This window comes from Rhodococcus sp. 14C212, assembly GCF_011058195.1.
Lineage (GTDB): Bacteria > Actinomycetota > Actinomycetes > Mycobacteriales > Mycobacteriaceae > Rhodococcus > Rhodococcus aetherivorans.
In genome coordinates this window covers 55278-78186 of sequence record NZ_JAALEH010000014.1, presented here as the reverse complement: position 1 = coordinate 78186, position 22909 = coordinate 55278, and the positions used below count along the sequence as shown (strand labels likewise).

The 22909-nt window shown below is 64.1% G+C and carries 17 protein-coding genes and 1 pseudogene; 4 read left to right on the top strand and 14 right to left on the bottom strand.

The genetic code is table 11. The features are described 5' to 3' along the window. Positions 1-48: 48 nt before the first annotated feature. The gene (locus G6038_RS09490; RefSeq protein ID WP_240918374.1) at positions 49-324 is read right to left on the bottom strand and encodes a hypothetical protein; all 276 of its coding nucleotides are present in this window, start codon (positions 322-324) and stop codon (positions 49-51) included. Between the two features lie 436 nt (positions 325-760). Between G6038_RS09490 and G6038_RS09485 the strand changes: the two genes are divergently transcribed. After that, positions 761-1672 carry a helix-turn-helix domain-containing protein gene (locus G6038_RS09485; RefSeq protein WP_165037428.1) on the top strand — a complete coding sequence of 304 codons (912 nt, stop codon included), beginning with the start codon at positions 761-763 and terminating at the stop codon, positions 1670-1672. Here G6038_RS09485 and G6038_RS09480 read toward each other — a convergent pair. Further along, entirely contained in the window at positions 1669-2733 is a 1065-nt protein-coding gene (locus tag G6038_RS09480) for an IS630 family transposase (RefSeq protein WP_165037427.1), read from the bottom strand. The two genes, G6038_RS09485 and G6038_RS09480, sit on opposite strands and share 4 nt — an antisense overlap. Before the next feature lie 101 nt (positions 2734-2834). On the opposite strand from G6038_RS09480, the pseudogene G6038_RS30930 reads away from it, so the two are divergent. Beyond that, positions 2835-3242, top strand: a pseudogene (locus G6038_RS30930) (helix-turn-helix domain-containing protein); the annotation flags it as partial. Positions 3243-3731: 489 nt separating this feature from the next. Here the strand turns inward: G6038_RS30930 and G6038_RS09470 are convergent. The 6 genes from G6038_RS09470 to G6038_RS09445 form a co-directional block, all read right to left on the bottom strand. Beyond that, a complete protein-coding gene (locus tag G6038_RS09470) occupies positions 3732-4721 on the bottom strand; it encodes a PDR/VanB family oxidoreductase (RefSeq protein ID WP_346772781.1) in 990 nt (329 codons plus the stop codon). Positions 4722-4790: 69 nt separating this feature from the next. Continuing rightward, entirely contained in the window at positions 4791-5915 is a 1125-nt protein-coding gene (locus G6038_RS09465; protein ID WP_165037426.1) for an aromatic ring-hydroxylating dioxygenase subunit alpha, read from the bottom strand. Between the two features lie 136 nt (positions 5916-6051). After that, entirely contained in the window at positions 6052-7191 is a 1140-nt protein-coding gene (locus G6038_RS09460) for an ABC transporter ATP-binding protein (RefSeq protein WP_165037425.1), read from the bottom strand. Continuing rightward, complete coding sequence (locus tag G6038_RS09455) at positions 7181-7984, bottom strand: ABC transporter permease (protein WP_165037424.1); 804 nt, start codon at positions 7982-7984, stop codon at positions 7181-7183. The genes G6038_RS09460 and G6038_RS09455 overlap by 11 nt, the downstream gene beginning before the upstream one ends. A 4-nt stretch (positions 7985-7988) precedes the next feature. Then, positions 7989-8930 carry an ABC transporter permease gene (locus G6038_RS09450; protein ID WP_165037423.1) on the bottom strand — a complete coding sequence of 314 codons (942 nt, stop codon included), beginning with the start codon at positions 8928-8930 and terminating at the stop codon, positions 7989-7991. 4 nt (positions 8931-8934) lie between these two features. Continuing rightward, positions 8935-9969 (bottom strand): ABC transporter substrate-binding protein, encoded by a 1035-nt coding sequence (locus G6038_RS09445; RefSeq protein ID WP_165037422.1) that lies wholly within the window; start codon positions 9967-9969, stop codon positions 8935-8937. A gap of 595 nt (positions 9970-10564) precedes the next feature. Between G6038_RS09445 and G6038_RS09440 the strand changes: the two genes are divergently transcribed. Further along, positions 10565-11665, top strand: a complete 1101-nt coding sequence (locus G6038_RS09440) for an alcohol dehydrogenase catalytic domain-containing protein (protein WP_165037421.1) — start codon at positions 10565-10567, stop codon at positions 11663-11665. 86 nt (positions 11666-11751) lie between these two features. On the opposite strand, the gene G6038_RS09435 is transcribed toward G6038_RS09440, so the two are convergent. From G6038_RS09435 to G6038_RS09410, 6 genes are all read right to left on the bottom strand, one after another. Continuing rightward, positions 11752-14598 carry an FAD-binding and (Fe-S)-binding domain-containing protein gene (locus G6038_RS09435; protein ID WP_346772780.1) on the bottom strand — a complete coding sequence of 949 codons (2847 nt, stop codon included), beginning with the start codon at positions 14596-14598 and terminating at the stop codon, positions 11752-11754. A gap of 34 nt (positions 14599-14632) precedes the next feature. Continuing rightward, a complete protein-coding gene (locus G6038_RS09430) occupies positions 14633-16081 on the bottom strand; it encodes an aldehyde dehydrogenase family protein (protein ID WP_165037419.1) in 1449 nt (482 codons plus the stop codon). Between the two features lie 44 nt (positions 16082-16125). Next, a complete protein-coding gene (locus G6038_RS09425; protein ID WP_165037418.1) occupies positions 16126-17562 on the bottom strand; it encodes an aminobutyraldehyde dehydrogenase in 1437 nt (478 codons plus the stop codon). A gap of 160 nt (positions 17563-17722) precedes the next feature. Then, positions 17723-18610 carry an MBL fold metallo-hydrolase gene (locus G6038_RS09420; RefSeq protein WP_165037417.1) on the bottom strand — a complete coding sequence of 296 codons (888 nt, stop codon included), beginning with the start codon at positions 18608-18610 and terminating at the stop codon, positions 17723-17725. 32 nt (positions 18611-18642) lie between these two features. Beyond that, on the bottom strand, positions 18643-19860 hold the full coding sequence (locus tag G6038_RS09415) for an acetyl-CoA C-acetyltransferase (RefSeq protein WP_165037416.1): 1218 nt from the start codon (positions 19858-19860) through the stop codon (positions 18643-18645). A gap of 88 nt (positions 19861-19948) precedes the next feature. Beyond that, the gene (locus G6038_RS09410) at positions 19949-21322 is read right to left on the bottom strand and encodes an MFS transporter (RefSeq protein ID WP_165037415.1); all 1374 of its coding nucleotides are present in this window, start codon (positions 21320-21322) and stop codon (positions 19949-19951) included. 555 nt (positions 21323-21877) lie between these two features. Here G6038_RS09410 and G6038_RS09405 point away from each other — a divergent pair. Then, positions 21878-22906, top strand: coding sequence for a LacI family DNA-binding transcriptional regulator (locus G6038_RS09405; protein ID WP_240918381.1), 1029 nt, complete (start codon positions 21878-21880; stop codon positions 22904-22906). The last annotated feature ends 3 nt before the right edge of the window (positions 22907-22909 follow it).

Sequence of the window (22909 nt, the reverse complement as noted above, 5' to 3'; positions counted from 1 at the left end):
TTTCTCCTGTGAGTCGATTGCGTTCGAAGTTCGGGTGTTGCGCGAACATCACATGGCTGCCGGGCATTGCGGCGCGGCAACTGCCACGCCGGGCCGACGGAGCACGGCGTAGCCGACGAGGCCGAGCAGCGCTGCGGCGAGGGTGACCACACCCAGCGGCACCGCCGCCTGCGGGCCGGCCGGCCCGACGAGGGGCGCGGTGACGCCACCGAATGCGAACCGGGTGACCGTCACCCCGCTGACCATCGTGAGCAGTGAGACGAGCATCGTGACCAGCGGTAGCTCTGCCGCGGCGGTGAGCAGCACGCCTCCGCCACCGGCCACGATCATGACCAGGCCGCGACGCGAGCAGGCTGACGGCGCCGTCGCCGACGACCGCGATTGTCTTGTCCAGACCGGCCTGGGCGGCGACGGCACCGAACCACCCGGTGCCGAGTACGTCGGAGGCGGCCAGCAGGGACGGGAGCAGGTCGGGGTCGGGCATGCCCGGAGTGGCCACGAGCGTGCCGTCCGCGAGCGGGACGCGCAGGAATTCGGACTGGGAGCCGAGGGTGCCCATGATCACCCGGTCTCGACTTCCCCGCCGAGCTCCTCGACGATGCCGACGTACTCGCACGGGTGCTCCTTACCTGATGTTCGAGCTCGGGGTCCGGCTTCTCTCCGGGCCGGGTTCCATGGAACCCCGCGCACCGCCCGCGCGGGAGGTCGCGTTCATGGGGGGTACAAGCAGAACCTCCCACAAGCCAGTACCGGACGTACCGTGGACGGCGTGGACAACCGCGCCGATATCCGCAGCTTCCTCGCCACCCGGCGGGCCCGGCTCACCCCGCAGCAGGTCGGGCTGCCTGCCGGCGGCGGCCGTCGGCGGGTCCCCGGGCTGCGGCGCGAGGAGGTCGCAGTGCTGGCCGGGGTGAGCACCGAGTGGTACACCCGCCTCGAGAAGGGCCACATCGGCGGCGTCTCCGACGACGTCCTCGAGGCGGTCGCCCGGGCACTGCGGCTCGACGAGGCCGAACGCACCTACCTGTTCGACCTCGCCCGCGCCGCCCGGCCCACCCACCGCGCACCCCGCGCCCGCAAGCAGGCCCAGGTGCGGCCGAGGGTGCAGTGGATGCTCGATTCGATGACCGCCTCCGCCGCGTTCGTCCGCAACGGACGCATGGACATCCTCGCCACCAACGCGCTCGGCCGCGCGTTGTACTCGCCGCAGTTCACCGACGACCGCAGACCCGCCAACATCGCCCGATTCCAGTTCCTCGACCCCGGCGCCCAGGACTACTTCCCGGACTGGGACGGGGCCGCCAACGTGACCGTGGCGCTGTTGCGTGCCGAGGCCGGCCGCGACCCCCACAACAAGGACCTGCGCCAGCTCGTCGGCGAACTGTCCACGCTCAGCGACGAATTCCGCGCCCGGTGGGCAGCACACAACGTCCGCATCCACCACGCCGGGAACAAGCAGTTCAACCACCCGGTGGTCGGGCCCCTCGACCTCGTCTACCACTCCCTCGATCTGGCCGCGGACGACGACTGGGTCCTGGATCTGACCCTCTACACCGCCGAACCCGCAACCGACTCCGAAGACCGGCTCAAGCTTCTCGCCAGCTGGGCCGCGACCCTGGTTACCGACGCGATCGAAACCCCCCAGCCCGGCGACCGACCACCCACGAGCTAGTGGTCCGTGGTTGAAGTGTCTTGTCGATTAGCCTTGGCCAGGATCTGGTCGGCTGTCTTGGTCCACACGAACGGAGCGCATCGGGTGTTCCAGCCAGTGATGAACGCACGGATCTTGGCGTTCAGTTCCTTGACACTGCCGAAGGTGCCGCGATGAATAGCTTGCCGTTCGATGATGCCGAACCAGACCTCGACCAGGTTCATCCACGACGCGGAGGTCGGGGTGAAATGCACATGGAATCGGGGATGTTCGGCCAGCCATGCTCGGATCTCGGCCTTCTTGTGGGTGGCGTAGTTGTCTATCACCAAATGCAGATCCCGCTCCGGATATGCCCGGTCGAGATGCCGAAGAAAGGTGAGAAACTCTTGATGACGATGCCGTGGTCGACACAGCCCGGTGACCTTGCCGGTAGCGATGTCGAGAGCTGCGAACAACGTCGACGTGCCGTGCCGAACGTAGTCGTGGGTGCGTTTCTCGACCGAACCGATCCGCATCGGCAGCATCGGCGCGGTCCGGTCCAGCGCCTGGATCTGCGACTTCTCATCCACACACAACACGATCGCGTTCTCGGGCGGGGCGAGATACAAGCCGACGACGTCGGTGACCTTGGCAACCAGTTCCGGGTCGGTAGAGAACTTGAACGTTTCACTACGCCAGGGCTTGACACCGTACTCACGCCACGCCGCGGCCACCGTGGTGTTGTCGATCCCGAGATGGTTCCCGAGCAACCGACTGCTCCAATGCGTGACCCCGTACTTCTTCGGCGGCGGCGCGAGCGTCGCGGCGACGACCTTCGGGTGATCAACGCTGCGGGGCCGACCCGAGCGGTGCTCGTCCACCAGGCCGGCGATCCCGGCCTGCTCGTACCGACTGCGCCACAGGGTCACCGTCGGCCGCGACACCCCGACCGTGTGCGCGATCTGCGTGTTGGACTCACCGTCGGCCGCAAGCAACATCATCCGCGCTCGCCGTGCCACGTCCGCGCGGACCGTCTTGGACCGGACCAACGCAGCCAGCTCGTCTCGATCCCCGTCACGCAACACCAAAGGAGCAACTCGCATGCCGCAGTATCTCAAACCTGACCGCCAAACTACTTTTCCCACGCCGCACTAGTACCGCATCAATGAACCTTTGCCTCGTCATGGTGTGACACGCTGGTCGGGTGGCTGAACGAGTACAGGTCCGGGAGATCGACGACGAGGGCAGACGCCTGGTGCGGAACCTCCGCCGCGGCACCGGGTCGGTGGTGACCTGGCGACGAGCCCAGATGATCCTGCTCTCCGCCCAGGGCATGGCGGTGCCGAAGATCGCCGAGGTCAGCTTCACCAGCGCCAACCGGGTCCGCGACGTGATCCACAACTTTGGGCACCGACGGCTTCGACTCGCTCTACCCGAAGTACGCCGGTGGCCGGCCGAAGAAGTTCACCCTGCCCGAACGCCGCGAGATCAAGAAGATCGCCAAGTCCACCCCGTCGAGCACGGTCTGCCGTTCTCGACCTGGAGCCTGACCAAACTCGCCGAGTTCCTGGTCGCCGAGGGGGTGATCGACGACATCAGCCACGAGGGTCTGCCACATCCACCTGCCGCCGCCCTGCAGGGAACATCTGTGCAGCCCGCATCCACCGGCCACGCAACGCATTGAGATCACGGCGACCGCCGCGCTGCTGGACTTTCCGGGTGCCAGATCTCTCGCCAGAGCCGGTTTCCTTCCCTGCTATCCGTCAATGATCAAGCAGCACGGTGCGAATCCCGTGCAACGACACACCCTATTAGCGAAACATCTTTAGCTGCGGCGTATTCGGGCGAGCTGCAACAGTCGGCAAAGATTTCGGGCCCGGTAGTGCCGTGCATGTAGCCAAGGCGGGGCGCACTCGTTGCGTGCAACGACCGTGCCATACCGCGACAGTCTGCTTCACGACGAAGGCGCCTGGGGCGCCATATCAGTCACCGGACTGAAAACAGCGTTCGCTGGACAGGCGTGGCTGGTCGCCGCAACTGACCTGCAGGGCCGGAGCTCAAACGTTGAGCTTGACCAAGCATTGTGGAGACGTCGACAGGCTCAGAGGTCCAACACCAGCTTCGGGTCGAAGCAACGCGACACGCAGATCATCATGGTGTCGTTAACTGCCCTCTCCTCCTCCGACAAGATCGAGTCACGGTGATCTACTCGTCCTGCCAGGACTGTGGTTTCGCAGGTCCCGCACGTGCCTTCGCGGCAGGTGAACGGAGGCGCCATTCCTTCCGACTCGATCGCCTCCAGCACGGAGCAGCCAGCGGGCACGACTACTGTGCGATTGCTGCGCTCGAGTCGAACCTCGAACTGGGAGTCCTCTGCGTGCTCGATGAGCTTGGGACTGAACCGCTCCAAGTGGGGTCCCGGTCTCCCCTGCTTCTTGCACGAGACCTCGAGCGCCGCTAATAACGGCTCGGGGCCGCAGGCATACACCTCGGTATCGAGGGCTGTGTCCGCGAGTGCTCCGTCGAGATCGAGGAGGCCGAACTGGTCCTGTGGTCGGACAATCACCCGTTCGCCGTACTCCGCCAGTTCATCCAAGAACGCCATCGATGAGCGGGTTCGACCGCCGTACAGCAACTTCCAGTTTGCGTTCGACTTCTCTGCGCAGTCGATCATCGTCAAGATGGGAGTGATACCTATCCCACCTGCGACAAAGAGATAACTGTCGGCGGGAGCCAGTTCAAAGTTGTTCCGGGGAGGGCCAATCGTCAGCTTGTGACCCGGAGCTGCGATGTCGTGAAGCAGCTGCGACCCACCGCGACCATCGGCTATCCGAAGGACCGCGATGCGATAGCTTGCTTGATCGTCGGGGTCTCCACACAACGAATACTGCCTGGTTATAGAGTTTTCGACAACGACGTCGATGTGTGCGCCGGGCGCCCACGACGGCAGTGGGCCGGCTCCAGGCACTGGTGTCAGTGACAGCGCCATGATGTCGTCTGCGACATCACGGCGCTCGTTCACCAGCACCGCGATGTCGGAGGAACCTCCAACGCCGGCCGGCCTCACTGGGATGCCGTCGCGGACATTCACCCTTTCACCATCCCTCTCATAATGTAGAAGTTCGAGGTAGGACGTATTTCGTGCAGCCCGAATAGCGGACTAACGTCCTATTGCCTCGAGGTACAGGCGCTTGAAGTTCCGGTTGATGGTCTCGTACACATCATTGAAGGGGCCCGGCTCGTACGCCGGAGACTTGAGTCCTCGCTGAATCAGCTCACACAGGTCGTCATCCTGGTCCCTGGTGGCGATGCTGACTTCGCGCAGATGTGCGAGGTCGTAGTCGACGCCCTCGACGGCGTCGGCGTTCACGATTCCGATGACGCGGGACTCCGTGGTGGTTGCAGTGAGCGGCTTGTACGTCGTGATCTTCACGTAGTCGGGCAGCACGACGACTTCGAGTGAGCCGGTGTGCCAGGAGACGTACGATGCGCGGGCTGGCGGATTGTCCGGGTCACCGAGCATTTTCTTCACGCCGAACTTGCCATCGATTGTCAGTGATTCGTCGAGCAGTGGGTAGTTGTCGGTCCAGTCGAAATCTCCATCCGGGATGGTGTCTCCGAGTGGGCCGTCGCGTTCGACACGCACGACCTTGCTGACCTCGGGATGGTTCACCGCGCAGTGGTAGCACTCCAAACCGTTTTCCCAAAGTACTTTCCAGTTGCAGTTCAGGACCTTCTTCACGTCCCACGCGACTCTGGTGTGCTCGAGGCGGTACTGGCTCAGGTCTGCCGCCGCGAGGTGCTTCGCCACGGTGGAATCCGGGTTCTCACTCAGGTTGACGAACACGAGCCCTGCCCAGACGTCCACTGCAGCGCGCTTCAACGGATAGGCCGACTTGTCGAAATCGGCGTGCATCCGGGGCGCAGACATGAGCTTGCCGTCGTGGTCGAATGACCATGCATGGTACTGACACACGAAGGCGCGCTTGCAGTTCCCTTCTTCCGCGTCTACCAGACGTGATCCCCGGTGACGGCAGACATTGTGAAGGGCGTTCAGCTCACCGGAGCGATTTCTGGTGACGATCACCGAGTAGTCCGCGAAGTCGAACTTGATGAAGTCGCCGGCCTTGGCGAGCTGGGAGATGTGCCCAACATAGTGCCACCGCTGGAGGAAGAACGTATCCAGTTCCAGCTGGAACCAGTCCTCGCTGACGTAGGCGTCGCGCGGCAGGCCGACGTTCGGCAGGTCCTTGACAGCAATAGCTGACGATGAGGTGATCGTCATCTGGACAAACCTTTCTATTGGGAATCTGTGAGATAGGAGGTGACTGAGTCGATCGGACTCACCGAGGGATAGATCGCCGGCGCGGTCGCGGTCCGTGGCACCTCCAAGAGCGCCTGTCGCGCAGTTGTGTGGCAGGTCAGATGAGTGCAGGGGCGGAGGCTTTCTCCTGAGAGGCGCTCTGCTCCTCGGGAAGAAAGGTTGCTGCTCCGAAGCTCCAGGTGACGGCGACGTTGTCCCCTCGGCGGAGTCGTTCGCCATTTTCCGCAGGCTCCCGAACGGTAATTCGGCCGTGTCCAGGGACGTCGATTTCCAGCCGGCGAGTAGAACCCAAGTAGACGAGGTCCGCGACGACGCCGGGCAGTCCGCATCCATCGGATGCGATCTGACCGTCTGCGGCGCGGACGTTGCAGGACTCTGGTCTCAAAAGGACCGATGCTGACTGGCCAACCGGCGAATCCACTTCCACTCGCAAGCGCGAGTCACCGATCGTGACGACGGCCTCGTTACCGACCACGTCGACGGGGCCGGTAAAGATGTTCGACTCACCGAGGAAGTTCGCCACGAAGCGAGTGGCCGGGCGTTGGTACAGAGTTTCGCCTGTGGCGCATTGCTCGATCCGGCCCTCGTTGAAGACCGCGATCCGGTCGGACAGCGTCAGCGCCTCCTCCTGGTCGTGCGTGACGAGCATGATGGTGACCCCTAGCTCACGGTGAATCCGACGGATCTCGCCTTGGAGAGAATCACGCAGCTTCTTGTCGAGCGCGCCCAGCGGTTCGTCCATGAGCAGGATGGGCGGATCGAACACCACGGCCCGCGCGAGAGCGACGCGCTGTTGTTGACCGCCGGACAGCTGCTTCGGGTAGCGATCACCGAACTCGTGGAGATGCACGAGATCAAGCGCCTGCTTGACTCTGTCTCTGATCTGGGTCCGAGTCATCTTGCGCCGTTTGAGGGGGAACGCGATGTTCTCGGCTGCCGTCATGTGCGGAAAGAGTGCGTAGTTCTGGAACACCACACCGATGTTGCGTCGATGGGGAGGATGGGAACTGATCGACTCTCCGCCCAGGAGGATCTCACCCGAAGTCGCTGGTGTGAATCCCGCGATCATGCTGAGTGTGGTCGTCTTTCCGGATCCACTCGGTCCGAGCAGGGTGACGAACTCGCCAGGCTTGACGGACAGGTCGACCGATTTGACCACGCCGTTCTTGCCGTAGTTCTTGCTCAGACCGACCAGATCGAGGGCAACGCCTGCCCCGCTACGAGTTTCAGACCGCATTCTTCTTGCTCCTTGTGATACGTACGGCGACGACAGCCAGGAAGAGCGCCACGGTCACGCCGCTGGCGAGTGCTGATGCTGCAGCGATTGTCGGATCCGAATCTCTTGCGACGCTCGAGTACATCTGGACCGGAAGGGTGGTCTGGAACGGCGAGGCAAGGAAGATCGAGACGAGGGTTTCGTTGAACGACCCGAGGAAAGCGAGCAACGCGCCGGTCGCCACGCCGGGCAGGATGATTCTGAGGGTGACCAACATGAAGGTGGTCACCGGCGGTGCGCCGCACGAGGCCGCTGCTTGCTCGAGGCTACGATCCAAACTCTGCAGCGAGGATGTCACGCTGATCACGACGAACGGCAGTACGAGAACGACGTGGGCGAGGACGAAACCAAGAACGGTGCCCGAGATTCGCCACTGTAGAAACATCGAGTACATCCCGATGCCGGCGACTACGGCCGGAACGACCGTCGGAAGCAGAATCACCGATTGGATTCCTGCGGCGAGCCGACGTGATTTCGATCGGTGCAGTCCCAGCGCGGCTACGGTGCCCAGCACGGTCGCGACGACCATCACGATGCAGGCGGTCTGGAGTGAGTTCAGGAACGCGTTGTACCACTTGGCGTTCTCAAAGAAGTTCTCATACCACTGGAATGACCATCCGGGAGGAGGGAATACGAAGCTTCCCGCGCTGGTGAAGCTGACAATCGTCACAACGATGATTGGCGCAACGATCCAGACGAACACGATGATCGCCCAAATGGATAGCAGAATCCTGCTCGGAGCGATACGCGACATCGAATCAACTCTCCTTCGGGCCATTGCCCATGGAAGTGATGGCTGGCCCGACGAACCGTCTGCCGGCGAGCAAAAGAACAGCTGTCGCCACGATCATGACTGCCGCGATGGCTCCGCCGCGTCCCCACGACAGCAGCGTGCTGATCTGCGTGTAGAGGAACTGCGACAGCAGCACTTGGTTGGGAGAACCCAGCAAGTCCGGTGTGACGTAGAACCCCAGTGAGATGACGAAGACCAGAAGGCTGCCGGCGAGGACACCCGGAATCGACAGCGGCACATATACCGTGAAGAACGCGACGGCGGGTCGAGCGCCCAGCGTGTGTGCAGCACGCACGAGACTCATGTCGATTCTGCTCATCGTCGCGTACAAGGGCAGAACCATGTATGGGAGCATCGCCTGGATCATCGCAATGGTTGCCCCAGGTACCGATCCTGCCAGCTGAAGCTGGTCCAGTCCGAGCCGCTGGCCGACCTGATCCACTGGTCCGTTGTCTTGCAGAAGGATCACCCACGCGAATGTCAAGGCCACGGGCGATGAACAGAACTGCACGAGAACTACGCCGAGCAGGATCGTTCGCCACGTCGGCTTCGCGACCGCGATGAGGTAGGCGTACGGGTACGCGATCATCAGGCATCCGAGGGTGATTGCCACGCCGGTGACCAACGTTCGGACCAGAATGGTGATGTTCACGGATTCGCCGAGGAACCAGGCGAAGTTGTCCAGTCCTGCGGCCTGGGGTGCCTGGAAGTCCGTGACACTGCGCCTCAACGCCTCGAATGTTGGCCATGCGAAGAGCACCGCGATCATCAACAGTGCCGGAAACGTCAACCAGAGCCAGTTCGACGGCAACCACCGGCGGTGGACCAATCCGGAAGAAGTGTTGCGCTCCTCGTCAGGTTGAGTGGCGCCGGAGTGGCGCCCGCCGACTTCCGCAGTAATCGTCATGACGTCAGCCCGCCTGCCAGGTGAGCCACGCCTGGTCCATAAGATCGTTGTTCTCGCTCCACCACTTCATGTCAACAATATGCGTCTCGTCCAGTTGCCCTGATTCCGTGGCGGAGAACTTCTTTCCGAGGGCGTCGAGTTCTGCACTCGCTCCTTCCACCGTGGGCGCATAGGGAATTGCCTCCGACAGCTTCTCCTGCGGCGCGGGTGTCGCGATGTAGGAGAGGAACTTCTGCGCAGCCTCCTTGTTGGGGGCTCCCTTCGGGATGGTGAGCTGGTCCGTTGCGCGCATCGCGGTATTCCACACGGGGGCATACGGCGCGCCGTCCTTCGCGGCGGTGTGCGCGCGGCCGCTGTAGACCAACGCCATCGCAACGCCACCGGAGTTCAACTGCTCGGTCGACTGTGCAGTTGTGCCGTACCAGGAAATGTCGTTTCGCAATGTGGCGATCTTGGCCATCGCGCGCTGGTAGTCGAGCGGGTAGAGGTTCTCGGGTGCGACGCCGTCTGCCATGAGAGCGAGCTCGAGCTGTCCCGGGACTGCGTAGTCCCACATGCCGCGTTTGCCCGGGTACTTGGTGGTGTCGAAGAAGTCCGCGATCGATGTCGGTGGGTTGTCGCCGAAGAGGTCCTCGTTGTAGACCATCACGTAGGACTGCTGCAGCACCGGTAACCCGCATTCACTGAAGACCAGGTCCGGATCGATTCCGGACATGTCCACTGCGGTCCGGTCGATCGGCTCAAGCAAGTCTCCGCACTTGGAAACCGCGACGTCCGTCGCCACCTGTACGACGTCCCAGGACACGTTCCCTGACCGGACCATCGCTTGCAGTTTGGCGTAGTCGGTCGGCGAGTCCTGGATGACGGTGATGCCGTTTTCCTCTCCGAACGGGTCCGTCCAGAACTGCTCTTGCAGAGCTTGGCCCTCGCCTCCCCACGATACGAAGGTCATCGCATTTTCGTCCCCGGTGGACGCCCCGCACGCGGTGAGTAGAGCGGCGCTACCTGCGAGCGCTACTGCAGAGAGGGGTTTCTTCATGTTGTTCTCCTGTCGACGCTTCGGGTACCCGCCAGGGGCCGCCCGTCGCGTCCGCGGTTGCAGGGCTGTGAAGGCGGATTGCGCAGATACGTTCGCTCGGTACGAGTCGGTCCAGATGCCATTGCCCACCTGCTGTCACCTGGGTTGAGTGCCAAACGTTTGTGCCAAACGATTGGTGTCGACCATAGCTGTGATGCAGGTCGCATACAAGCCGTCAGCGAGATTTTTACAAGAACGACTTCGGAGTCGAGTTGCCGAAACAAGGGGGCAACACAAAGAGCTCCGCCGATCCGCGTCCTGCGCCGGCCCGCGGCGCACACGTCGTGTCGGCGGCGGTCATCGATGACGCGTTCGCCGCCGAGGCGAACCCTACTGCCCGGGCGGACGCTCTCCGGTCCCTTCAACTGTCGAATGAAGGGAGGTTGCATGACCGATGCGTCGTGTATCGTTGCCGCGCTGGATAATCGGAGATTCGTCGTCGACCCGCGAAGCTTCTTGGGATATTGTTCCAAACGATTGGCATTGGGCGGGCCATCGTCAGGGCCCGTCACGACTGCCCTGTCATTCCTCACTGCCCTCTGGACGAAGGACAACCATGAACTCGATTACGGCGAATGCGCTCGTGTTCACCGCCGAAGGAAACCTCGAACTGGACGCCGTGGACGTACTGGCGCCAGGCCCGGGTGAGATCCGAGTACGGCTCAGGGCCAGCGGAGTGTGTCACTCCGACCTGCACGTTGCCAACGGGGACTGGGGTTCGAAGGTGCCGACGGTTCTCGGTCACGAGGGCGCCGGAATCATCGAGTCCGTCGGTCCCGGGGTTCCCCCGGAACGTATCGGCGAGCACGTCGCGCTGTCCTGGTTCGCGCCCTGCCTCAAGTGCAAGTACTGCGTGAGCGGGCGACAGTGGGCATGCCGAGACACCACCGCTAACGATGCGGTGATGGCGGACGGAACCACCCGCATCCGGCGTGGTGGTTCCAGCGTTCACGCTTTCCTGAACGTCGGAAGCTTCGCGGAGTACGCCGTGGTACCGGAGTCCGGCGCCATCACCATCCCTGAAGAGCTTCCGTTCGAGATTGCTGCACTCATCGGGTGTGCCGCTACCACCGGCATCGGGGCCGTGCTCAACACCGGGAAAGTTCCTGCAGGAAGTTCCGCTGCAGTCGTCGGGTGCGGCGGTGTTGGACTCTCCGTCGTGATGGGCCTCGCTCTCGTCGGCGCCAACCCGATCATTGCCGTCGACATGTCCGAGGAGAAGTTGGCAGCAGCAAAGGACGCAGGGGCCACGCACGTGGTCAGTGCCGCGGCCGGCGACGCAGTGGAGCAGGTCCAGGCTCTGTCGGACGGCGGCGTCGAGTACGCCTTCGAGGCAGCTGGTCGAGTGGACACCGCCGAGCAGTGTGTGTCGATGACTTGTGCGGCAGGAACTGCCGTGTTGGTCGGCATGCCCTCAGGTGGTACTGCGATGCCGCTGAATCTGCTTGATGTGACCCTCAACGGCAAGTCGGTCCTGGGATGCAGTTATGGCGGTTCGACCGCCTCGCTCGCCTTTCCGATGCTGGCGGAGCTGTACCTTTCTGGCCGACTTCCCTTGGACAAACTGGTGGGTAGCCGGATCGAGCTCGGCGACGTGCCGCATGCGTTCGATGAGATGAAGGTCGGACGCGGCCTCCGCTCGGTGGTCTGCTACTGATCTGCAGGTGCTCAAGGGAAATACCTGGCTCTGCCCGCCCACCGTCTCGGTGGGCGGGCAGTGTTGTCTCGGACCTTGGGTAGAGGTCAGCGGCCGGCGAGGAGCTCGGCAAGGTGCAGCACCTCGGTGGCGGGGTGGAAATTGTCGATCTGGGTGCGGCAGGAGAATCCGTCAGCAAGGACAACGGTCTGAGCGGGGAGGGTGCGCAGCGCCGGGAGAAGCTGCGTCTCGGCTACCGCGACGGACACCTCGTAGTGGCCACGTTCCGCACCGAAGTTTCCGGCCAGGCCACAGCAACCACCGACCGTTGTCACCTTGGCGCCGGCTCGCTCCAGAAGTGCACGGTCGGCGTCCCAGCCCATCACGGCATGGTGGTGACAATGGGGCTGCGCAGTGATCACCAGGCCTGAGAGGTCGGGCGGGGTGTATTCGGCGTCCGCAGAGAGCAGTTCGGCCAAGGTACGCACTGCCGAGGACACCTGTGCCGCGTCCGAGGTGTCGACGAGCTCGATCAGGTCCGATCTCAGCGCGGCGGTACAGGACGGTTCGATTCCCAGCACGGTGGCGCCACGCTGTACATAGGGATACAACACGGCAACCGTGCGCCGCAGCCGCCGCCGCGCTCCGTCGAGTTGGCCGGTCGAAGTCCACGTCAGTCCGCAGCACACCTCGCTTGGGGGTAGATGGACCGCGTATCCCGCGGAGTTCAGAAGGTCGATAGTGGCTGTTACCACCCGCGGATTGAAGGCCGAGCTGAAGGTGTCGACAAAGAGAACGATCTCTCTACCTGGCGCGGACTTTCCGACACCCTGTGGTCCAGTCTTCACCGCAGCCTTGAACGCGGCCCTGTCGGACGAAGCGGCCAACTGAGGGATGGAGCGTCGTGCGTCGATGCCCGCGAACCACATCAGCGGCCGGTGCAGACGCTCCACACTGCTGAGGCTGTTGAACAGTGCTGGGAGGCGACGCGCGAGACGCAACCACAACGGCAGCCAGCCGAGCGAGTAGTGAGAACGCGGGCGCAACCGCCCGGCATACCGAGCGTTGAGCACCTCCGCCTTGTACTTGGCCATGTCGACACCGGTCGGGCAGTCCGACTTGCACCCCTTACACCCCAAACACAGGTCCAGCACATCTCCTACTTCCGGAGACTGCAAACCGTTCGGACCGAGCTTTCCCGACACCGCGTCTTGGAGCACCCGTGCCCGACCGCGAGTGGAGTCCTTCTCATTCCTCGTGGCCTGGAAGGATGGGCAGATAACGCTGTTCTGCGCCGGGTTCGCTGCGACACATCGCCCGACGCCCGTACAGCGGTGCACGGCATCGAAGAGACCGGCCGAGTCGTCCGGATAGCTGAACGCCGTGGAGCGCGCCAGGGGCAGCGGCGTCGTATAGCGGATATCGGCTTCCGCCGGAACCGGATCGACAACGATTCCGGGATTGAGCAGATTCTCGGGATCAAAGTGCGCCTTGACCTGTCGGAAGACGTCGATGGCTGCAGGCGAGTACATGTGCGCGAGCAACTCGCCGCGCGCTCGACCGTCACCATGTTCACCCGACATCGAACCCCCGTATTTGGCGACGAGTGTCGCTGCATCGTCGAGGAAGTCCCGATAGCGCTGGCGACCCCCCCTGTCGTCGAGGTCGAAGTCGATGCGTACGTGTACACACCCGTCCCCGAAGTGACCGTATGGAACACCTGTAAGCCCGTGGCCGGTGAGCAACTCTTCGAAACGAGTCAGATAATCCGCGAGGTGCTGCGGGGGCACAGCCGCGTCTTCCCATCCAGCGTGGGCAGGTCGGCCTGTGGACGTACGTGCGACCAGACCAGACCCGTCTTCCCGGATCTTCCACAGGGCAGCCATCTGCGCCGACGAGGTCACGACTCGATGGTCCAAGGCACCGCTTACGTCGGCCACTGCGCCGGCCACGGCGGCAAGGGCAGACTTCTCGTCGCCGACCACTTCGACGAACAGCCATCCGGCGCCCTCTGGAAGGTCGCGTACCGCAGCCGACCTGTCCGCGACTGCGTTCGTGATGCGCCGGTCGAGGCCTTCGCAGGCAACGGGAGAAAATGGAAGGATCGCCGGGACCGCGGCGGCAGCGGCGATCATGTCGGGGAATCCGAGCACGACCATGACTTTGTGCGCAGCGTCGGCAACGAGACGGACATCGGCTTCCACTACCGTCGCCAGCGTTCCTTCGGTGCCCACCAACATCTTCGTGACGTCGAAGCCGTTCTCAGGAAGCAGGTTTTCGAGCGCGTAGCCCGAGACTTGCCGCCCGAATCGGCCAAACTCGGTGCGGATGGTGGCTAGCGAGTTCCTCGTGGTGGTCTGCAATCCCTGCAGAACAGATGACCCGTCACTGGATCCGTCCGCGAGGCTTCCGAGGCGCAGATGCTCGCCTGTACCGGTCACCACATGCAAGCCGTGCACGTTGTCGCTTGTGCGTCCGTACCCCAGAGCCCGCGAACCGCATGCGTTGTTTCCGATCATTCCGCCGATCGTGCATCGAGAGTGCGAGGACGGATCTGGACCGAAACGCAGACCGTACGGCGCTGCGGCTCGCTGCAGCGCCGCGTGTGCGGCGCCCGCCTGCACTCGAGCCCGGTTTCTCTCGGGGTCCACGGCAAGCACGCCGTTGAGGTGCCTCCGGTGATCGATCACGAGTCCGGTGCCGATGGCGTTGCCTGCGATCGATGTGCCGGCGCCGCGGCTGGTAATCGGGATGCCGTGTGCGGTGGAGACCGACATGATGGCGTCGATTTCGTCGATGGCCCGCGGGAACACCACGGCGCTCGGTGGTACCCGGTAGACCGAGGCATCTGACGAGTACAGCGACTTGGTCAGTGCGCTGTCGTCGACCTCGACTCCCTGACGCCGTAGCGCCACCACCACCTCGACAACCGCGTCGGGCGCGGGGTGCGTCACTGAGGAGCTCATCTAGTCCGGTCCCCGTCCGCAGTCATCGAGAGAAGACACAGAGTCGCTCCACGGTGAGCGCGGCCGCGGTCGACTCGGGCCCCTCCTTGGTGTTTCCGGAGTTCCGCAGCCCTCCGTAGGGCATGTTGTCGGCACGGAACGACGGTGCCTCGTTCACCAGAACCGCGCCGAAATCGAGCCTTTCGGTTGCCGTCAGGGCCTTGTCGAGGTTCTGCGTGAAGACCGCGGCCTGCAAACCGTACTGCGAGTCGTTCGCCATGTCGATCGCTCGGTCGAAACTCTCTACTCCGATGACACTGACCACCGGGGCGAACGCTTCCTTCTGAATGAGGTCGCTGGACTGCGCAACGTTGTTCACCACGGTCGGGGGTACAACCCCGTCGGATCGCCGTTCCCCGCCGGAAACGACTTCTGCTCCCTGCTCGGTTGCGGAACGTATTGCTGCCAGCGTGCGTTCGGCCACACGGTTGTCGATCAGTGGGCCGCACACGACCTGCTCGTCCCGCGGGTCGCCGGAGGCAAGCTCACCGGTTCGTGTGACGAGCAGGTCGAGGAACTCGTCGTGTACGGCGCGATCGACGTAGATCCGCTGGACCGAAACGCAGGTCTGCCCGGCGAAGACGAACGCGTTCGGAGCGAGAAGATTCGCTGCTCGTTCGAGGTCGGCGTCGGGCTCGATGATGGCCGGACTCGCGTTTCCCAACTCGAGGAGGACCTTCTTGCGGGGGGCGCTTGCCGCGATGTGCCAGCCGACCTCGGTCGACCCGGTGAAGCTGATCGCCGCGACTCGCGGATCCTGCACGATCGCGGCGCTGATCTCGGCCGGCTCCCCTGGAACCACCGACAGGTACCCGGCCGGGAGTCCCGCGGCCGAACAGATGTCGGCGAGCACGAACGCGGTGAGCGGGGACTGCGGCGCAGGCTTCAATACGACCGGGCATCCTGCAGCCAACGCCGGAGCCAGCTTGTGCGCGACCAGATTGAGTGGGAAGTTGAACGGCGTAATTGCGGTGACGACCCCGATCGGGCGGTTCACGGTGTAGGCCAACTTGTTCGCCCCCGCGGCCGTGGCGTCCATTGCGACCACATTTCCAGTGCGTGTGCGCGCAACAGCGGCCGATACCCGGTACGTGCTTGCTGCCCGGTCAACTTCGGATCGTGCCAGGGCGATCGGCTTACCCACTTCGGACGAGATCAGCAGTGCCAGCTCCTCACGCCGGCGCAGCAACTCATCGGCCACCCGGTCGAGAACTGTCGCCCGCTCGTGTGCGGGTATCGGAGCGTCGAGCGCCGCGTGGGCTAAGCCGACCGCTGCGGTGGCCTGCTCGGCGGTCGCTTGGCCGACACTCCCGACCACTTCGCCGTCGTAGGGGTTTGTGACGTGCGAGCGACTCGAGGTGGAGATCTCCTCGCCACCCAGGAGGACGCCGCGCTCGAGCACTTCGCGGGAAATGGCCGTGGTGAGGAACATCGGTACAGATCTCCTTGAGAGGGTTCGGTGGTCGGGACCGCGTCTTACTCGGGCAGCGACCCGAACATCACGTGCCGCGCCTCCGTGTACTCGTGGACGATCGACGTCGACAGGTCTTTGCCGCCGCCGGAGGCTTTCCCTCCACCGTGCGGGAACTCGGGAGTCACGCTGAGGTGATGATTGACCCAGACACAGCCGAATTCCAGCTCGCGAGTGAAGCGGAGCGCTCGGTCGATGTTGCGGGTCCACACCGATGAGGCCAGGGCATATGGGGTGCCGTTCGCGAGCTGCAACGCCTCCTCCGCGGTCTTGAAGGACTGCGCCGTGACGACTGGTCCGAAGATCTCGTTCTGCACGACCTCGTCGTCCTGTTGGACTCCGACCAAGATGGTCGGATCCACGTAGTAACCGGGCAGCGCCCTCGCGGCGTCACCCTGCAGCACGTCGACGTGGTCCGGGCAACGGTCGAGAAAGCCGAGCACTCGTTCGTGCTGTCGAACATTGTTGACGGGGCCCAACCGGGTTGCGGTGTCACTGGTGAGACCCATCGTCATGCTTGACGCGGCGGCACGGAGTTCGTGGAGGAAGCTATCGAAAATCGACTCGTGAACGATCATTCGAGCAGCCGCGGTGCAGTCTTGCCCCGCATTCCAGAAGGAGGCGAGACCGATGAACTGGGCGGCCGCCGCGGGATCGACGTCATCGAACACGACGACAGGTGCTTTTCCGCCAAGCTCCAGATGAGAGTGCTTGAGGCCCCGCGCGCTGAGCTCGGCAACACGACGACCTGCCGTCGTCGACCCCGTGATCGACACCATCTTCACCAGCGGGTGCTCGACGATCGCCTCACCGCAGTCGGCTGCACCGGTGACGACGTTCAGAACTCCGGCTGGGAGGAACTCCGCGGCCACCTCGGCCAGAAGCAGGGTGGTCAGGGGGGTGGACTCCGCCGGCTTGAGTACGACAGTGTTACCCGCGGCCAGCGCGGGGCCGCACTTCCACACCGCCATCATGAGCGGGTAGTTCCACGGCGTGACCTGGCCGACGACGCCCAGCGGATCACGACGTAGGTAGGACGTCGTGCCAGCGAGGTACTCCCCCGCGGTCGCACCACTGAGGGTCCGCGCCGCCCCCGCGAAGAAGCGGAGATGATCAACGACGGTCTCGATCTCTCCGCGTGCTGCGGTGATCGGCTTACCTGCATTACGGGACTCGAGCTGCGCGAACTCCTCGGCCCTGGTCTCCACCGTGTGGGCGATCCTCAGCAGCGCGGTAGAACGCTGACTCGGCGGCACACGTCGCCATGTCCCGAACGCGCGATCGGCGCTTCGCACGGCATGATCCACATCCGAGGGCGAGCAGCGCGGGACGACTGCGATCTCCTCGGTTGTCGAGGGATCGACGATGCGGTCGACCTCCACTGAGGTCGGGACGTAAGTCTTGCCGTCAATGAACGGGTAGGCCGTGCCGGTACGCACCATGGGGTTTGATCACCACTCTGTCGTCGGAAGTTTCGTTGCAGGCGATTGACGAGGGCGCTGACCAGCGCGAACGGAAGCAGATCAATTGCTAGCGCCAATCGTTTGGTATTCTTGCCTAACGTATGCGATCGATACGGGGTGCGCAAGGCTCGCGCCAGACTCAGATCCTGCCGGCTGACGACTCCCGCACACCGAGCTGGGCGTAGCCTGCCTGCAGCGCTCCCGAGAATCTCCAGTCCAACGGCCACGGCCACGATGCTGCTTCGCGGGCGCGCGCCATCGGCACACCCTCGTCGACCAGCCGGCGGATCGAGTCAGCAGCGCTCGCGATTTCCAGTTGCTGACCTCGCGCCCAGGTCAGATCGGCGGGTTGCCCGTGTCCCGCAAGCACAACCGACCGCGAATCCAACAGTGCGAGTGCAGTATCGAGGGCGCTTGCCCACTCCAGCGGATAGCAGTCATCGATGTAGACCGGTGGGCCTGACGCTTCCAGCAAATCACCGAACTGCATGACGTTGGCATCAGGCACCCACACCACGAGGTCCCCGGCCGTGTGGCCGCGCCCTGGATGAACAAGCTCCACCCGACGACCACCGATGTCGACGGTCATCCGATCGTCGAAGGGGTGATCGGCGGGAAGAACGGGCGTTCCGAGGATCTCGGGCGTCCGCGGATCCTTGGTCGGGTCCGCCGCATGCTCCTGCCGATATCGGTCCTTGAACAACTCCGCGGACACGGCAGTGCGCTCGGCCGCACGACGAGTTGCGTAGATCGGGATGTTGTCGCCGCACACGGCTTTCGCGCTTGCATTTCCAAAAACGTGGTCGAAGTGCTCGTGGGTGTTCACGATTGCGACGACGTCACCGAGGCCGAGTCGTCGAATGTGCGCCAGCACCGCGTGTGCCGCCTCGGCCGAGGAATGCGTGTCGACGAGGAGAACACCGTCGCCGCCCTCCACCAGTGTGACGTTGACGTCGTGCCACCCGTAACAAGCCATCCAGACACCGTCGGCTACCTCGTGGAAGCCCGTGTCGTATTCAATCTTCACAGCGAATCCTATTGTTCTGCGGTCGCCTATGTTCAGCTGAGGCGCTCGAGCACCATCGCCATGCCCTGGCCGCCGCCGACGCACATGGTCTCGACGCCGAAGGTCTTGTCCTGCTCGCGCAGGTTGTTCAGGAGCGTGTTGGTGATGCGAGCACCGGTCATGCCGAAGGGGTGGCCGATCGCGATGGCGCCACCGGAGATGTTGATCTTGTCCTCGTCGAGGTCCAGGGCGCGGGCCGAGCCGAGCACTTGCACCGCGAACGCCTCGTTGATCTCGAACAGATCGATCTCGGAGGTCGACATCTTCGCGTAGCCGAGGGCCTTCTTGACCGCCTCGATCGGGCCGAGGCCCATGATCTCGGGGGACAGACCGGTCGCGGCGGTGGACACGACGCGGGCGAGTGGGGTCAGCCCGAGGGCCTTGGCCTTGGTGTCGGACATGATCACCAGGGCCGCCGCGCCGTCGTTGAGCGGACAGGCGTTGCCGGCGGTGACGGTGCCGTCGGGGCGGAACACCGGCTTGAGCTGGCTGACCGCCTCGTAGGTGGTGCCGGGCCGCGGGCCGTCGTCGGTGGACACCACGGTGCCGTCGGCGAGGGCGACGGGGGTGATCTCCTTCTCGAAGAAGCCGCGCTTGATGGCGTCCTCTGCGCGGTTCTGCGAGCGCACACCCCAGCGGTCCTGGTCCTCGCGGGAGATGCCGGTCATCGAGGCGACGTTCTCGGCGGTCTGGCCCATCGCGATGTAGATGTCGGGCAGTTGGCCCTGCTCGCGCGGATCGGACCACGGCACACCGCCCTGCGCGAGGGTTGCGGTGCGGGCCTCGGCGTCCGCGTAGAGCTCGTTGTGGGTGTTCGGCCAGCCGTCGGCATTGCCGGACGGGAAGCTCGACACCGACTCGACGCCGGCGGAGATGTAGACGTCACCCTCGCCGGCACGGATGGCGTGCATCGCCATCCGGGTGGTCTGCAGCGACGACGAGCAGTAGCGGTTGACGGTCACGCCCGGCATGAAGTCGTAGCCGAGGGTGGTGGCGACGACCTTGGCGATGTTGAAGCCAGCCTTGCCGCCGGGCTGGCCGCAGCCGAGGAGCAGGTCGTCGACCTCGGCCGGGCCGAGCTCGGGCACCTTGGCGAGGGCCGCGGCGACCATCTGGGCAGCCAGGTCGTCGGGGCGGACGTCCTTGAGCGACCCCTTGCCTGCGCGGCCGATGGGCGAACGTACGGCGGAGACGATGACTGCCTCGGGCATGAGAACTCCTGTTACCGGCAGTGATCCTGACAGGTCAGACTGCACGGATTGGGTTGGACAAGAGAAGCGCGGATCGGGGCTCTGTCTTTCAGCGGCGGAGACTGGACGACTCGCTGAGCTTCATTCCCTTGGTCTCGGGGGCCCACACGATGGATACGAGCAGGCCGACCAGCGTGATGGCGCAGGCAGCGTACATGGTGGCCGAGATGCCGTACTGCTCGAGTGCCACCGGTACGAGGAAGGTCCCTGCGGCTGCGCCGAATCGCGTGAATGCCGTCACCAGTCCCATGGCGGAACTGCGAAGATCGGTGGGGAACAGCTCGTTGGGGTACACGAAGTTCATCACCTCCAGGCCACCGCTGAAGAGGGCGAACGCGATGAAGAACACGGCGATCCAGATGGCCGGCGCATCGGAGAACATGGCCAGCAGCAGCAACGGAACGGACTTGAGGGCGAAGCTCTGGATAGTCAGGCGCCTGCGGCCGACTTTGTTGACGATCCCGAGCGCGAGCAGGCAACCGACCGCGAAGAACAGCTCGATGACGGCGGAGCCGTACGTCGCAGCGTTGCCCTCGAGATGCATTGCGCCGATGAGCTGGGGGCCGAAGGAGAAGATCGCGTACACGGGGATGATGGCGCTGGTCCAGCTGGCGATCACGAAGGCGAGGCGCCCGACGTAGCCTGAGCGGATGATTCCGCGGAGCCCAACGGTCCGCTCCCCTTCAGCGGGAACCTCGTCGACCGTTACCCCGGGACCGAACACCCGCTCCATCACCGCGTTGGCCTCGTCGACGCGGCCGTTTCGTGTGAGCCAGTAGGGGGATTCGGGGGTCCCGATGCGTAGCACGCCGAGAAACAGGGCTGGAACGGCAGCGCTGGCGAGCATCCATCGCCAGGCGTCGTCCCCGAGTGTGGACAGCAGCACCTGTCCGACGGCGTAGGCGACGGCCCCGCCGAGGAAGAACAGCGAGATCAGCACTCCCAAAAGTGGTCCGCGGAACCGCTTCGGGCTGAACTCGGTAAGCAGGGCCGAACCGATTGGGTAGTCGACTCCGACGGCGAACCCGATGAGCAGCCGCATGATAAGCAGGGCGATCGTCCCATCGATCCAGAACGACGCAATGGATAGGACGGCGATGGCGAAGAGATCCCACTTGTAGATCTGCTGACGGCCGAACTTGTCCGATAGGTGGCCGCCGACCACTCCACCGAAGAAGACCCCGATGAGGATCGTCGCGGCGACGGCGCCCTTTGCTGCAGACGACAGGGAGAACTCTGGGCCGATCTGGATCAGCGCAACACCGAAGATGGACAGAATGTAGCCATCGATGAACCCCGAACCCCCGGCACATGCAGCAAGCCGGATCTGGAACAGGCTCAGTTTCCCGCTCTCGAGGGAGGCGCCGTCGCTGGGCGGAGACGGCGTTGTGGATGGGTACGCGGTGCCCGCAATCTCGGACATGAAACGCTCCTGTTCTGGGTTGGCTCTCGCGTCTACCGAATGCTCGCGGTGAAACGTGTCTCAGTGGGATTCGCGTCGTCATCTCTGATGGGTACGCGGAGCCTGGCGTGACTGTACGTCTGGTCTGGCCGGGGTGCCGATGTTCGGTCACCCACTATTTGCGGCTGGCTACCACGGGTACCGGACGATCCGGTACTTGGTGCGGCCCCCGCCGCGAGCGACTGCGAGGCCTGCACGTGGACACCCATCCCTTCTCGCTGTCGCCGCTCGGTGTGACCCACGCCGTGCCAAACGTTTGGTGTGACGATAATCCAGGCCCCCGAGTGGACGCAAGGGCCGGCCCGAGATCGGAAGGCGCGCTGCGCCCGACTTCCCGAATGACCATCAGCTCGCCAGGACGGCTGGCCGCCTCGCCCGGGAGAGTCCGCCGCACAATGGACAATCGTTTGGCGTACATTGAGGGGCTAGAGCTGAACTCTCGACCGAGACCCCAGTTCCTGGTCTCTTCCAACACGACCGCCGCACGAACTCGGAAGGAGGATGGGATTGACCGCGATGAACATGAAGCAGCTGGCAGCACTCGCCGGCGTCGACGTGTCCACTGTGTCACGCGCGTTGCGGGGCGACAGTCGGCGCGTGGCCGCGTCGACGATCGAGCGCATCCAGAGGCTGGCTCGCGAAGCGGGATACGTTCCCGACCCCGTTGCCTCCAGCCTGCGCGGTGGACGGTCCCGCATGCTCGGCGTGGTTGTACCCGTCCTCAGCGACATCGTCATGGCCATTCTCGCGACCGCCATCGAGGAAGCCTCGCGGGAGTTGGGCTATCTCTCTGCCGTCATCGCGACCCACGGTGACCCCGAGGTGCGCTCCGCCGCAATCGACCATCTCCTCAGCCGCAAAGTGGACGGGTTCATTCTGTGCGATACCGAGGTGGGGCGCGCCATTCCATCCCAGCTCGAATCGGAGTCGGTGCCGTTCGTGTGCGCCATGCGCCGGTCGGATACCGCCGTGTCGGTGTCTGCCGATGATCGGCGTGGCGGCTCGCTCGTGGCAGTGCATTTCGTGGCAATGGGGCACAAGCGAGTCGCGGTGGTTCCCGGGCCGGCGTCAGCGAGTACCTCGCTCGATCGGGTGGCGGGATTCACCGAGGTGATAGCGGAACACCCACAGATCACCGTCGTGTCCGTTTCGGGCGTCGGCGGATTCGGTGTCGAGGACGGGCATCGGTATGTGACGGAGCTGCTTGAGCAGCACCGGGAACCTCCCACTGCCCTGTTCTGCGCGAACGACCACGCTGCGATCGGAGCAGGTCGGGCGCTCGCCGACCGTGGCTTGCGGGTCGGGAAGGATGTCGCGCTCGTCGGGTACAACGACATTCCGCAGGCTGCATACCTCGAAACACCACTCAGCAGTGTCCGCACTGACCTGGGAGCGATGGGGCGGACGGCCGCGCGGAAGCTGGTGTCGTTGATCGAGGGACGAGATGAGGCAAGCACGACTTTGGAGCCCGCCCTGATCGTCCGCGCGTCCTCTGCCGGGGTGCGCGGCGCCCTGGTAGAACCGGCACCCCGGCTAGGGGTGTGATCA